At 57.1% G+C, this 13630-nt stretch carries 18 protein-coding genes; all 18 read left to right on the top strand.

The features are described from left to right. The coding region (locus VN887_13990; GenBank protein ID HXT41118.1) for a hypothetical protein at positions 1-798 on the top strand (798 nt) is incomplete at its 5' end. A 117-nt stretch (positions 799-915) separates the two neighbouring features. Then, positions 916-1221 carry a DUF883 family protein gene (locus tag VN887_13985; protein HXT41117.1) on the top strand — a complete coding sequence of 102 codons (306 nt, stop codon included), beginning with the start codon at positions 916-918 and terminating at the stop codon, positions 1219-1221. A 7-nt stretch (positions 1222-1228) separates the two neighbouring features. Beyond that, positions 1229-1618 (top strand): phage holin family protein, encoded by a 390-nt coding sequence (locus tag VN887_13980; protein ID HXT41116.1) that lies wholly within the window; start codon positions 1229-1231, stop codon positions 1616-1618. Beyond that, positions 1594-2001 (top strand): hypothetical protein, encoded by a 408-nt coding sequence (locus VN887_13975; GenBank protein HXT41115.1) that lies wholly within the window; start codon positions 1594-1596, stop codon positions 1999-2001. Before VN887_13980 ends, VN887_13975 begins: the two co-directional genes overlap by 25 nt. Continuing rightward, a complete protein-coding gene (locus tag VN887_13970) occupies positions 1995-2150 on the top strand; it encodes a DUF3309 family protein (protein HXT41114.1) in 156 nt (51 codons plus the stop codon). Before VN887_13975 ends, VN887_13970 begins: the two co-directional genes overlap by 7 nt. A 111-nt stretch (positions 2151-2261) precedes the next feature. Further along, positions 2262-2975 (top strand): PRC-barrel domain-containing protein, encoded by a 714-nt coding sequence (locus tag VN887_13965; GenBank protein HXT41113.1) that lies wholly within the window; start codon positions 2262-2264, stop codon positions 2973-2975. A gap of 115 nt (positions 2976-3090) precedes the next feature. After that, on the top strand, positions 3091-3612 hold the full coding sequence (gene dps / locus VN887_13960; GenBank protein HXT41112.1) for a DNA starvation/stationary phase protection protein Dps: 522 nt from the start codon (positions 3091-3093) through the stop codon (positions 3610-3612). 21 nt (positions 3613-3633) lie between these two features. Then, positions 3634-3822: a hypothetical protein gene (locus VN887_13955; GenBank protein HXT41111.1), complete on the top strand. Its 189-nt coding sequence runs from the start codon at positions 3634-3636 to the stop codon at positions 3820-3822. 10 nt (positions 3823-3832) lie between these two features. After that, entirely contained in the window at positions 3833-4222 is a 390-nt protein-coding gene (locus tag VN887_13950) for a hypothetical protein (protein HXT41110.1), read from the top strand. 2 nt (positions 4223-4224) lie between these two features. Then, complete coding sequence (locus VN887_13945; protein ID HXT41109.1) at positions 4225-4563, top strand: cyclic nucleotide-binding domain-containing protein; 339 nt, start codon at positions 4225-4227, stop codon at positions 4561-4563. A 237-nt stretch (positions 4564-4800) separates the two neighbouring features. Beyond that, the gene (locus tag VN887_13940; GenBank protein ID HXT41108.1) at positions 4801-5826 is read left to right on the top strand and encodes a class I fructose-bisphosphate aldolase; all 1026 of its coding nucleotides are present in this window, start codon (positions 4801-4803) and stop codon (positions 5824-5826) included. A gap of 10 nt (positions 5827-5836) precedes the next feature. Next, positions 5837-6103, top strand: coding sequence for a DUF2945 domain-containing protein (locus tag VN887_13935; GenBank protein HXT41107.1), 267 nt, complete (start codon positions 5837-5839; stop codon positions 6101-6103). After that, complete coding sequence (gene gndA, locus VN887_13930) at positions 6085-7473, top strand: NADP-dependent phosphogluconate dehydrogenase (GenBank protein HXT41106.1); 1389 nt, start codon at positions 6085-6087, stop codon at positions 7471-7473. The genes VN887_13935 and gndA overlap by 19 nt, the downstream gene beginning before the upstream one ends. After that, positions 7470-8981: a glucose-6-phosphate dehydrogenase gene (gene zwf / locus VN887_13925; GenBank protein ID HXT41105.1), complete on the top strand. Its 1512-nt coding sequence runs from the start codon at positions 7470-7472 to the stop codon at positions 8979-8981. Before gndA ends, zwf begins: the two co-directional genes overlap by 4 nt. After that, entirely contained in the window at positions 8978-9664 is a 687-nt protein-coding gene (locus VN887_13920; GenBank protein HXT41104.1) for an ROK family protein, read from the top strand. The genes zwf and VN887_13920 overlap by 4 nt, the downstream gene beginning before the upstream one ends. Before the next feature lie 18 nt (positions 9665-9682). Then, complete coding sequence (locus VN887_13915) at positions 9683-12079, top strand: glycoside hydrolase family 15 protein (protein HXT41103.1); 2397 nt, start codon at positions 9683-9685, stop codon at positions 12077-12079. 31 nt (positions 12080-12110) lie between these two features. Continuing rightward, a complete protein-coding gene (locus tag VN887_13910) occupies positions 12111-12773 on the top strand; it encodes a DUF488 domain-containing protein (GenBank protein HXT41102.1) in 663 nt (220 codons plus the stop codon). A gap of 12 nt (positions 12774-12785) precedes the next feature. Then, positions 12786-13630: cytochrome b/b6 domain-containing protein (locus tag VN887_13905; protein HXT41101.1), on the top strand; the 845-nt coding region annotated here is incomplete at its 3' end.

Here is a 13630-nt window from a genome sequence, read left to right as displayed (position 1 = left end):
TTTAACCAGTCACGCATCTCGCCACGGGCGTATGTCTTTGTAGAGCAACGTCAGTTCCTGGACCCCGTTCGCCCCACGACGGTGGTCGTCAATAATACCACCATCATCAACAAGACCACCACCATCACGAACACCAAAATTGTGAACAACACCGTGATCAACGAAGGTCCGGCCACCACCATCATCGAAAAAGCAAGCGGACGAAAGGTCGAGGCGGTCCCGGTTCGGGAACTGCGCCAAAAGCAGGAAGCAGCGGTCGTCCGCAAGCAACCGACACCGACATCGGCTGTTGAGAAAAAAGTTCAGACGCCGGTCAGCCGCGACGCTGAACTCCGCGAAAAGAAAACAGTTGCCGCGCCCACGCCGGCGCAGGTCCAGAAATCAACCGCCGCCGTGCCGGTCCCACCGCGGGTTGAGAAAACAGCGGCGGCCACGCGTGAACCGGCAGCGCCCGCCAGGAAGAACCCGGAAACACAGAACGAGACCCGCAAGCCCGTTCCCGTTGTTGCGGAAGCCCGGCCCGCGGCCAAACCGGAAGTCAGGCCTGCCGTCAGACCGGAAGCCAAGCCTGCCGCCAAACCGGAAGCCAAGCCTGCCGCCAAACCGGAAGGCAATCATCCCGTGACGATAAAACCACCGGCCGAGCAGAAGGTGGAGAAACAAGTCAAAAAACCGGAAAAACCTGCCAGGCCATCAGACAAAAAAGTGCAGCCGCCTGCCAAGGAAAAGCCGGCCGCAAGTGAAAAAACCGAAGCGACTCCGGCGGACAAGGGCCAGGAGAAAAAACCCAGGGAATAATTGCGTGGGAATTGGCAAGGGTGCGAAGGGTCCGCGCGGCGTGAACGCCCGCACCAATGCCCGCCGCGAGAGGCTCTTACAACAAACCAACAAAACAAAACGACAGGACAGACCACTATGACCAAACAAACACAAGCAACCAGCAATGACATGGGCACGCTGGCCGAAGATGCGCGCGCCTTGATGGCCGCCACCGCCGACGTGGCCGGAGAAAAAGTTAGCGACGCCCGCAAACGTCTCGCGGCCGCGCTGGATAGCGGCAAGGAGTTTTATGGCCGCGTCCGTGACAAAGCGGTCGAGGGCGCCAAAGCCACCGACCAGGCCGTGCGCGAGAATCCTTATCAAGCCATCGGCATCGCCGTCGGCGTCGGTGCGGTCATCGGTTATCTCGTCTCACGCCGGCGCTCCCGCAACGGGGACTGATTCAACGATGGAAACAACCAACAACAATTCCGGGCCGTTTGCCGCTTCATCGAAACGTTTCGCCCGACGGCTGTTGACCATCGGTGAAAATCGCCTCGAACTGTTGATGGTAGAAGTGCAGGAGGAGCGTGTGCGCCTCCTGCGCGCCATCCTGCTGGCCCTCGGTGCGGCCGCCTTTGGTTTGCTCGCCGGAGTCGCGCTCACGGGCACGATCGTGGTCCTGTTCTGGAACTTCTCGCCGGTCGCGGTCCTTCTGGTCCTGACCGGCCTTTACGCCACGACTGCGGTCTTTCTTTACCGGCGTCTCACCGCGCTTCTGCGCGATTGGAAAACGCTTCCGGCAACCCTCGATCAATTCAAAAAGGATCGCGCATGTTTGGAAACAATCATCGAATAAATCCAACCGAATCGCGGAAACAACTATTGATCGCGGAAAGCGAACTCAACCGCGCCCAACTGGTTCAGGAATGGCAGACGATGGCCGACGGAGTCCGCCGTTTCTCTGATCGCGTGAAATCCGCAAGCTCGCTCGCTTCAGCCGCCGCGCTACTCGTGGCGGCCGTGTCGGCATTCCGGCGCGGCAAGTTTGAGGAAGCCGGCGCAAAAGCGTCCCGTTGGCAGGCCCTGCTCAAAGGGGCGGGCTCGATTTCCACGCTTTGGCTGGCGTTCCGCTCGCGCGGCCGCGATCAAAACAGACAGATGGAAGAACAGAAGAAAGACAGATTGTCGGAAGATAATCAGGCGAACAAGATTCGCACATCGAAAGGAACATTATGTTAGGAACTATTCTGGTGGTTGTACTCATTCTTATGTTGCTCGGCGCAATTCCGGCGTGGCCACACAGCAGGAGTTGGGGCTATTACCCGAGCGGCGGGCTTGGCTTGCTGCTGGTTATTCTGGTCGTCCTGCTTTTGCTGGGGAGAATTTGAACAGGCCGGGGAGAGGCCCCATCGGCGGCATGAGTCGACGGTTGAAGTAATCGCATGCCCGGCGGGCCATCCTCCCGGGCAGCGGTCCAAAAATTTTCACAAGAAACAATTATGTTGCGAAGCATCAAACAATTATACGGGAACAAACTCGGCTCATCGGATGGCGAGATCGGCCAAGTGAAGGATTTTTATTTTGGCGATCAGAACTGGGCGATTCGTTATCTGGTCGCGGACACGGGCTCGTGGTTGCCAGGACGACAAGTGCTCATCTCACCCCATGCTTTCGGCAGTCTCGATCAGGCGGGACAAATCTTGCGCGTGAACCTGACCCGGAAACAGATCGAGAAAAGCCCTTCGATTGAATCTCACAAGCCGGTGTCGCGGCAATACGAAGAAGAGTATTACCGATATTACGGCTGGCCATTCTACTGGCAGGGCGACGGGTTATGGGGTCTGAGCGGGTTTCCAATTTTGGAGCTGCCAGCGATGCCTCTTTCGGTCGAACCGGCCGCCGCGAGCGGCCCGCAACCCGGACGGGCCGACGCGCACCTGCAAAGCGCGCAGGCTGTGAACGGTTACCATATCAAGGCGAGCGATGGAACGACCGGACACGTCTGCGATTTTATGATGGACTCCCGGAGTTGGGCGATTCGCCAAATGGTCGTCAAAACCGGCCACCGGCTTTCGGGCAAAGAGGTGGAGATTCCGACAAGCAAAGTTGACCGGATCAGTTACGAGGAATCCACGGTGTTCGTGAATCTGACCAGTGAAGCCGTCGAGCGAAGCCCCGCGCACCACCTGGCTCCCTTGAGTGAGGCGGCTTGACGCCGTTAGCAGCTCCCGGTGCCATCGTCGAAACAGGCGTTGTGGAGCACATCAGGCTTTACCACCAGACGTAGAACAAATCTCCCGATCACTCGAACAAAGGAAGAATCAACCGATGAATGCATTCATAACCAAAATCGCGGAAGCACCGACAATGTATGAAACCGTAAACGACATTTCTCAAAACCTCCGGTTGGAACTGAACGCACTCATGAACCAGCGGCTGGCGTCCGCCGTGGATCTGCAAACGCAGCTGAAGCAGGCGCATTGGAACGTAAAAGGCCCGGGCTTTATCGGCCTGCACGAACTTTTCGACAAGGTTGACGAGGCCGTGGAGTCCTACGTGGATATGATTGCCGAGCGTATCGTGCAACTCGGCGGCATCGCCGAAGGCACGGTGCGCGTGGCCGCGTCGCACACGCGCTTGCCCGAGTGTCCGCTCGCGATCGCGGATGGCATGGCTCATGTCGAAGCCGTTTCCCGTGCCCTTTCCACCTTCGGACAAGAAGCCCGCACGACGATCGAAGAAGCAAGCATCCTGGGAGACGCTGACACGGCGGACCTGTTCACCGAGGTTTCGCGCGGCCTGGATAAATGGCTGTGGTTTGTCGAAGCCCATTCGCAGGCGGCAAAATAATGAGAGCGAGTCTGATGTATTATGAACAAGACTGCCGGTTCCAAAAATGCAATTTACAAACCGGGCGCAAACTACAAGGAAACCACTCCTGGCAATCGGGCTAAAAAGCGGGACAACATTTTTTCCAGATCCCGCGACACCCGCGACGATCGCGGCGCGCGTCAGATGAAGACAACGCACTACTCACAAACGTTTCCGCACGCGGGCTAATTTTCGACCCATGAAAACAAACCCGCTGAAGGAAGGAGCCTTGACCGAAAATTCCGACGGCATCGATCCAGTCACTCGTAAAATGGTGCGGGCGGGCGCTGCTGAACTGGCCATGATCGACGGCCGTTCGGCGCATGAAGCGTCAAGGTCCGATTGGGAGCAGGCCAAGCGAGAATTGACCGGTGAGCTGGAGACAGATCCCAAAGAAGTCATCCTTGAGTCAGCGCCCGAATCCGACCGTTGGAATCTCGTGCCGGGCTCAGCAGGGCACAAAGTGGGCGTGACTTCCAGCGCTGACGAGGACGACGAGGGGCGAAGCGATAACGAAAGATTGGTTGAGGAAGGCATCAAAGGCGCCGAGCACGATCAGATGCGGCAAGCCAGTTTGAAACGAAAATAGATATGAAAACAACTGAAGTCCTAACCAAAGATCAAATCACGGAATCTGACGAACACAAAACTTCACCTACCGTCGCGAACGGAAGTCTTGCCTCAATCCAGTTCCTTGAGCTAATCGCACAGCAGCCCTTCTTTGAGGGGCTGAGCGTGCCCCATCTTCAACTGCTCGCCGAGTCCGCCATGGAAACACAATTCAAGCCGGGGCAGTGGATTTTTCGGCAAGGAGACCCGGCCAACCGTTTTTATCTGATTCTGGAAGGCAAGGTGTCGATCGAATCCGAAGTGAAGGAACGCGGCATGCTCCCCATTCGGACCTTGGGGCCGGGCGATGACTTGGGCTGAGCCTGGCTATTTCCCCCGTACTACATGCATTTCAGCGCATGGGCAATCGATCCGACCCGCGCAATCTTTTTCTATGGGACTCGATTGCGAGAGCAGTGCGAGACGAACCACGAGCTGGGCTATCAACTCATGAAGCGAATCGCACAAGTGGTGATACAAAATCTCAACGCGACGCAACAACGCTTATTGGAATGCATCGACCCGCGAAACCTCTCAAAATAGATGATTACGCCTGCATTGGAATCAACAGTTAAATCGCTCCTCGCTTCTGGCAAAGGCATCCTGGCGGCGGATGAAAGTTTTCCGACCATTGAAAAGCGATTCGAGGCGCTCAACATTTTGTCCACTGAGGAAAACCGCGGCACCTATCGCGAGATGCTGTTCACGACTCCCGGATTGAGCGAATTCATCAGCGGTGTGATTCTGTTCGACGAAACGATCCGCCAGCGGAGGTCGGACGGCATTCCCATCACCATACCGGAAGTTCTCGCGCGGCAAGGCATCATTCCCGGTATCAAGGTGGACAAAGGAACCGCCTCCCTGGCGAACTTTCCAGAGGAAAAGATTACCCAAGGGCTTGACGGTCTTCGCGACCGGCTGAGGGAGTATCGGGAACTCGGGGCGCGCTTCACGAAGTGGCGTGCGGTGATTGCGATTGGCGAGCAACTTCCAACCCGCAACTGCATCGAAGCGAACTCCAACGCGCTAGCGCTTTTCTCCGCGCTGAGTCAGGAAGCCGGGTTGGTGCCGATTGTCGAACCGGAAATTTTGATGAACGGCAGCCACACTATCGACCGCTGCGAGGAGGTCACGACTGCTACGTTGGAAAGTGTCTTTGCCGCGCTGTTTGAGTATCGCGTCGTGCTAGAGCAAATGCTCCTTAAGACCGGCATGATTTTGCCTGGCGCGGAGTGTCCACAACAAGCCGACGTTGCGGAAGTCGCCGAGGCGACCCTGCGCTGTTTCCGTCGTACTGTGTCCGCCGCCGTGCCGGGAATCATGCTTCTTTCGGGTGGGCAAGCTGACGAAGTGGCTACGCTGCGGTTGGACGCCATTTGCAGGTCAGGCGACGTTCCCTGGCGGCTGAGCTTCTCCTTCGGACGCGCGCTCCAGTCGCCCGCGCTCAAGATCTGGAAGGGTTCTCCGACTAATGTCGAGGCAGCTCGGGCGGCTCTCCACCATCGCGCCAAGTGCAACGGTCTGGCGATCCAAGGAAAGTATTCTGTGGAGATGGAGAACACAAAATCAACCGTCGCTGAATGAGTGATGCCCGATGAAACACGAATTAAAAGTTGGAGATCATGTGGAGTGGAACTCGGAAGCGGGTCGCGTTAGAGGAACGATCAAGAAAAAGGTCACATCCGCGATTAGGTTTAAGACCTACACCGTTCGCGCTTCAAAGGAAGAACCACAGTATTTGATTAAGAGCGACAAGACGGACCACCTGGCCATGCACAAGGGCGCTGCCCTCAAAAAGATCGGGAAAGCGAGGAAGAGATTAAGGCGCAATATGAAATCGGAATGGTTGGTTTGGGCGTGATGGGCCGCAACCTGTTGCTGAACATGGCGGGCCACGGATATTCCGTGGCCGGCTACGATAAGGATGCCGCCAAAGTGGCCGCGCTGCGGAAAGAGGCGGCGAACCGAGAGATCAGCGGTGCGAAGAGCCTGCCGGAGTTTTTGGACCTGCTCCGCGTGCCCCGCGCGGTGATGTTGCTCGTTCCGGCCGGGGCGCCCGTTGATGCGGTGATTCACGATCTGCTGCCGTATCTGGCACGCGGCGATCTGATCATAGACGGCGGCAACTCTCATTTCAGCGACATGGATCTGCGAACGACGAAGTTGGCGGAGCGCGGGATTCAGTTTCTTGCTGTCGGCATCTCCGGCGGCGAACACGGCGCGCGGCACGGCCCGAGCATCATGCCCGGCGGCCCGCGCGAAGCGTACGAGCGCGTGCGACCGATCTTCGAGGCAATCGCGGCAAAGGTGAATGATGAAACTTGCGTTGCCTGGCTTGGACCCGGCTCGGCCGGACACTACGTCAAGATGGTTCACAACGGCATTGAGTATGGGTTGATGCGTTTGATCGCAGAAATTTACGATTTCATGAAGCGAGGGCTTGGTTTCACAGACGCCCAAATACACAGTGTTTTCGACCGCTGGAATCATGAAGAACTCAATTCGTATTTGGTGGAAATCACAGCAGATATTTTCTCTCGCATAGACGAGAAGACGGGCCAGCGGCTTATCGATCTCATCCTCGATGAAGCCGGGCAAAAAGGCACGGGGATGTGGGCTTCGCAGGATGCAATGGACCTTCAGGTTCCGATTCCGACGATTGACGTGGCGGTGGCTATGCGAAATTTGTCGGGCTACAAGGACGAACGCGAGGAAGCCGCCCGCGTTCTTCACAGGCCGCTCTCCCATTGTGAAGGCGGTCGTCTCAAGTTTATTGGTCAATTGCGGAGTGCACTCTATGCGGGGATGATCATTACCTATGCACAAGGAATGGCGTTGTTGGCCGTAGCTTCGGTCAAGCACGAGTATCACCTAAACCTCGAAACGGTTGCCCGCGTCTGGCGGGGCGGTTGCATTATTCGCGCGGCTTTGTTGGAAGACATCCGCGCCGCGTTCCAAGCGAGGTGCGACCTTCCCAATTTGCTTCTCGACCCAAATATCTCGAACAAGGTTATGGATCATCAGGAAAACCTGCGCAGCCTCGTCTGCGCGGCGAGCCAACTCGGAATTCCGGTGCCCGGTCTGATGGTTTCGCTCGGTTATTTGGATGCTTATCGCAGCGCGTGGATGCCGGCCAATCTCATTCAGGCCCAGCGCGATTATTTCGGCTCGCACACCTACGAGCGTGTTGATGCCAAGGGTGTTTTTCACACGCACTGGAGTCCGGGATGAGCCAAACCATTGAGGCACGACACGAGCCGGGTCCCGTCACATTCATCATTTTTGGCGGAGCCGGGGATTTGACGTGGCGCAAGTTGATCCCGTCGCTTTTCACCCTGCACCTGAACCGGAGCCTGCCGGACAAGTTTTCGATTATCGGCGTAGATCATGCGGCATTGAGCGATGCGACCTTTCGCAAGAGGCTTCACGAAGGCGTGCGCCGGTTTTCTGGCCTCGGCTCGATCAAGGCCGCAGATTGGAAAGCATTCGCCGCGCACATCAGTTACCAGCGGGGTGATTTTGCGACAAGCAAGACTTACACGATCCTGGCGAAAAAACTGGCCGCGCTGGACAAGACTTGGAACGCAAAGTCGGTTCGCATTTTCCATCTCGCCACGCCGCCGTCCCTAATCGGAGTGATTTCCAAATCCCTCTCGGCTGCTGGATTGGCTCGCGAAAGGCAGCGCGCCCGGATTGTCGTAGAGAAACCGATTGGCTCGGACCTCGAATCCGCGCGCCACTTGAACCGCGTGCTTACGAAGAGCTTTCACGAATCGCAGATTTTTCGCATCGATCATTTTTTGGGCAAAGAGACCGTGCAGAACATTTTGGCGTTCCGTTTTGCCAATCCGATGTTCGAGCCGATCTGGAACCGGCGATACGTGGATTGTGTGACCATCACCGTCGCCGAGGAGCTCGGTGTTGGACATCGCGGCAAGTATTACGAACAAGCGGGCGAGCTGCGCGACATGGTGCAGAACCATTTGATGCAACTGCTCTGCCTCGTGGCGATGGAACCACCCGTGTCGTTTAGCGCGGACGAAATCCGCGACAAGAAGGTCGCTGTGCTCCACGCTCTTCGTCCGCTCTCTCACGACACGGTGAATACCAGCACCGTGCGTGGCCAATATGGGAGCGGGACCATTCAGGGAAAACGAGTGCGGGGCTATCGCGAGGAGCAAGACGTTGCACCGGCTTCGCGCACAGAAACCTACGTCGCGCTGCAGCTGTTCGTGGACAATTGGCGCTGGCAAGACGTGCCCTTTTACTTGCGCGCGGGCAAACGAATGCCGCGACAACTGACGGAGATTGTCATCCACTTTCGACCAGTTCCGCATCGCTTGTTTCCGTCCGACGCCGTGCGCGACTGGCAGCCGACTCGCGTAATCATGTCTATTCAGCCGGACGAGGGCATCGTACTGCGATGTTATGCAAAACAACCGGGCAGTCCGATGCGTTTGCGCCAGGTAGACATGCGGTTCAGTTATCGGGAAGCGTTCAAGACCCCTTCGCCCCCGGCCTACGCTACGTTGCTCCAGGATGTCATGGACAACGACTCCACGCTGTTCATGCGCGATGATCAGGTAGAGGCGGCATGGACGGCACTGATGCCGGTGCTGGAGGCTTGGAACACAACCCCGGGAGAAGATTTTCCAAATTATGCGGCAGGCACCGATGGCCCCGAATCGGCCAGAGAATTGATCGAGCGCGCGGGTCACGCGTGGAGCCCCATCGCATGAAAATCCTCGTGATCGACATCGGTGGCACCCATGTGAAGGTGCTCGGAACTGGCCACAGGAAGGTTGTGGAGATTTCGTCCGGACCAACAATGACGCCTGCGAAAATGATCGCCGCAGTGCGAGCGGCCACGGAAGGTTGGAAATATGATGTCATCTCGATTGGCTATCCGGGTGCCGCAGTCCACGGGCGTCCGATTAGTGAACCGCATCATCTAGGTTCTGGCTGGGTGGGGTTTGACTTCAAGAAGGCGTTTGGCCGGCCACTAAAAATTATCAATGACGCCGCCATGCAAGCGCTGGGCAGTTATCAAGGCGGCCGGATGCTTTTTCTTGGATTGGGCACGGGTCTTGGCTCGGCGCTCATCGTTGAAAACATTTTGGAACCGATGGAACTGGCGCATTTGCCCTATCGAAAGGGACGTAGTTACGAAGATTACGTGGGACAGGCCGGACTCAAACGTCTCGGGAAGAACAAGTGGCGGCACCACGTAAAAGAAGTCGTTGAGCAACTCAAGACGGCGCTGCAAGCTGACTATGTTATGCTCGGCGGCGGCAATGCCCGACTACTCAAGAAGCTTCCGCCGGACGCACGGCGGGGAGATAATGCGAACGCATTCGAAGGAGGTTATCGTCTTTGGGCGAAGCGTTACAATCAATCCACTTCTGAACGCTTTGCCCACTAACTTATGAGGAATACCACCGTGAATTCACCTGAACATTCCGTTGCCTTCGGCGCGCCCGGTATCACGCCGCGTTGGACATCCAGCGCCAAGGAGGGTCTTGGCACCGCTTATCATACGAGTTGTCGGATCTGGTTCACGCTGAGCCACGGCATCGTCAACGAGATTTATTACCCCACCGTTGACCAGCCGAACACGCGCGATTTTCAATTCCTGATCAGCGACGGTGAAACGTTTTGTCACGAGGAAAAGCGAGACTTGGATCACCAGGTCGAATACCCGGAACGAGATTGTCCTTTCTACCGGCTCACCAATTCGGAACGTGGCGGACGCTACCGGCTTATCAAGCACGTCCTGACCGATCCGCACCGGTCGGTGCTGCTCGTGCATACCAAGCTTGAGATTCTCGATGAGTCGTTACGCGGGAAATTGCATCTCTACGCGCTATTGGCTCCGCACCTCGCGCGCCACGGCGCGGGCAATTCCGGATGGTCCTCCGAAATCGGCGGCAACAAACTGCTTCATGCCGAGCGCAAAGATTTGCATCTGGTAATGGGATGCAGCAGCGGATTTTTGCGGCGGTCGGTCGGCTATGTTGGTGCGAGCGACGGTTGGCATGACCTGATGGATAATTTCAAAATGGACTGGGAATTTCCGGCCGCCGAGAACGGTAACATTGCTCTCACTGGAGAAATCGATCTTCAGGACGGTGATGAATTTGCGATCGCGATTGCCCTCGGCGGAAGTTACCAGAGCACTGTGGCGAAGTTGCTGCAATCGCTCGCGGAACCATTCGATGTTCATCGCGAAGCCTATGTTCGGCAGTGGCAACGCACAGTGGTCGATCCAAAATACGATTTCAGCGATCATACCTCAGACGACGGTTCCATGTATCGGCTGAGCCGCTGCATCCTGCTCGCACATGAGGACAAATCGTTTCAAGGCGCGCTGGTCGCGTCGATGAGCATCCCTTGGGGTGAAACCAAGGACGACAGCGACCTCGGCGGTTATCATCTGGTCTGGACCCGCGACCTGACGCAGAGCGCGACCGGACTCCTGGCGACGGGTCAGACCGGGACTCCGCTGCGCGCTTTGATCTGGCTCGCGGCCATTCAGCGGGCGGACGGACGGTTTCCGCAAAACAGCTGGATCAATGGAAATGCGTATTGGCCCGGGGTGCAACTCGATGAAATTGCCGCTCCCATCCTGCTGGCGTGGCGCCTGCATCGCGAAGGCGTCACGCTGGGCCGGTTCGATCCCTGGGTCATGATTTCCCGGGCAGCGGCGTATCTCATCCGGGCGGGACCGGTCACCGCGCAGGAACGCTGGGAGGAGACCGCCGGCTATTCACCCTCGACGCTCGCCGCGGTGATCGCCGGCCTGGTTTGCGCCGCGGAGTTCGCCAAACAGCACAATGAAACGAGCACGGCGGATTTCATTTTGCAGTATGCGGACTGGTTGGCCGCGCATGTTGAAGAATGGACCGTCACCACAGCCGGTGAACTGGTTGAAGGTTTCCGGCGCCATTACATTCGCATCAATCCCACTGATCCCGAGACACCCGATCCGCACGCCGATCCGAACACCACGATGCTTGCAGTTGCCAATGGCGGCGGCATCCATCCGGCAAGGAACATCGTCGGCGGCGATTTTCTTCAACTCGTGCGGTTGGGCATTCGTGCGGCAAACGATCGGCTCGTGCGCGATTCCGTCGTGGTCATGGATCGCCTGCTCAAGCGCGACCTGCCGCAAGGTCCGTGCTGGCGCCGCTACAATTGCGATGGCTACGGGCAGAAAGAGGACGGCGACGCTTTCGATGGAACTGGTGTCGGTCGTTCCTGGCCGATTTTGACCGGCGAGCGTGGCCATTACGAACTCGCTGCGGGAAGCGATCCAAGACTGTTCATAGCCGCGATGGAAAAGTTTGCCAACGAAGGCGGCATGATCAGCGAGCAGTTGTGGGACGCCGAAGACCTGGGAGGAATGAAGCGCGGACTGCCCACGGGTGCGGCCATGCCGCTTTGCTGGTCGCACGCGGAATATGTCTCCCTCGTGCGCAGTGCTCACGACGGCGTGTGTTTTGATCGAGTCGAACCGGCCTTCAAGCGCTACGTCGCCAACCCGGTCGCGAGCCGGCATGAGATTTGGAGCTTCCGCTACCCGCTGCGCCGGATGCCGCAGGGCAAAATCCTGCGCCTCATCGTTGCGACCGGCGCAACCGTCGTCTGGTCCGTCAATGGCTGGGCCAGAACCAACCAGGCGGACGCCGCTCCTCTCAGCATGCTGAATGTGTGGTTCGCTGATCTTCCCACGAAGGACTGCCTGGATGGTTCAGTGATCGATTTCACTTTCTACTGGAAAGAAGCCCGACACTGGGAAGGCAGAAACTATTCCGTCTCGGTCAACGGACCAAAGTAAGCGGGCGCCGCTGATGCAGAAAAATGTCAAAATGAGTGAGCCTAAATTCAAGGCCAGGTCCGGTGTTCAGAGAGGAAAGGGGAAGGCCAGTGCGAAACCTTCTCCCCTCGTGCAGACGATTGGACATTCCACACGCACGCTCGGGGATTTTATAGGCCTGCTTCAGGCGCACGGTGCGATTCGCGTCGTGGATGTGCGAACGGTGCCGCGGTCCCGGAACAACCCGCAATTCAACAAGGCTTCACTGCCAGGCTCATTGAAAAAAGCCGGATTGCGCTACGTTCATCTGCCGGAACTGGGCGGGTTGCGTCATGCGAAGCGCGATTCGCTCAACCTCGGCTGGCGCAATGCTTCCTTTCGAGGTTATGCGGATTACATGCAGACGCCGGAATTTGAGCAAGGCCTCGACGAATTGATCCAATTGGCGACCCGGGAGCGAATTGTATTGATGTGCGCTGAAGCTGTGCCGTGGCGCTGTCATCGTTCGCTAATCGCCGATGCCTTGCTGGTTCGGGGAATCCGCACCGAGGACATCCTGAGCCCAACTCGCCGCCAGGTTCATACGCTTACTCCTTTCGCCAAAGTCCGCGGCACCACGATCACCTATCCGGCCGGGTTTTCACACAGTAATCCGAAGAAGCCATCGGCTAAACGCTCGAGACGACGTCAATCAAAGAAATCTGATTCACCCTAAGACCCGGTCTTCATGCAGACATTCGACAAAGTCCATCGAGCCATCCATTATCCACCGGATCGCCGTTTTCGTGTCTGGATAAATCCCCGGTTCGTCTTCGCGTTTGCCGTTGTCGTTCTTGCCCCCGTCGCGATTGCGTGGGGCCAGTATCTGATCGCCGGGCTCCCAAAGGAGAATTTCCTGCCGCCGATCAATCTGGAAAATCCTCCAACTCCGCACGGTTTCCCCGCGTGGTTGCGGCTGACCCATTTTGTGAACTTCTTTTTTCTGATGCTCCTTGTCCGCAGCGGACTCTCCATTTTGATGGATCACCCGCGACTTTATTGGAATCGCCATTGCACGCCGAACTCGGAGTGGCTCCGGTTCACACCGCTGAAAGTTCCGAGTGACCGCTTGTGGACGGCGAAGGACGACGCCCGCTACATTTCTCCGTGGCTGGCCTTGCCAGGATACCGACACACCGTGGGGATGGCGCGAGCTTGGCATTTCCTATCGGTTCATCTGTTTCTTCTCAACGGATTTATTTTTTTCGCGTTGCTTTTCTTCACCGACCAATGGAAGCGGCTGGTTCCGGCCTCATGGGAGATCATTCCGGCTTCGTGGAAATCTTTTGTCTATTACGCCACGTTCCATCTGCCGGTGGAACCAAACGGGTTCTATCAATTCAATCCATTGCAACAACTTTCATACTTCGCGGTCGTTTTCGTCATGGCGCCGCTGTCCATGTTGACCGGGATGGCGATGTCGCCGGCCGTGGATAATCGGTTTCCGCTTTATCCAAAAATCTTCGGAAGCCGGCAGGGGGCGCGATCCATCCATTTTATTTTGCTGATTGGTTACCTGTGTTTTCTGGCTGT

This window comes from Candidatus Angelobacter sp. (assembly GCA_035607015.1).
Taxonomy (GTDB): Bacteria; Verrucomicrobiota; Verrucomicrobiia; order Limisphaerales; family AV2; genus AV2.
The sequence above is the reverse complement of the archived record's forward strand: the minus strand, read 5'-3'. Positions and strand labels throughout refer to the sequence as shown.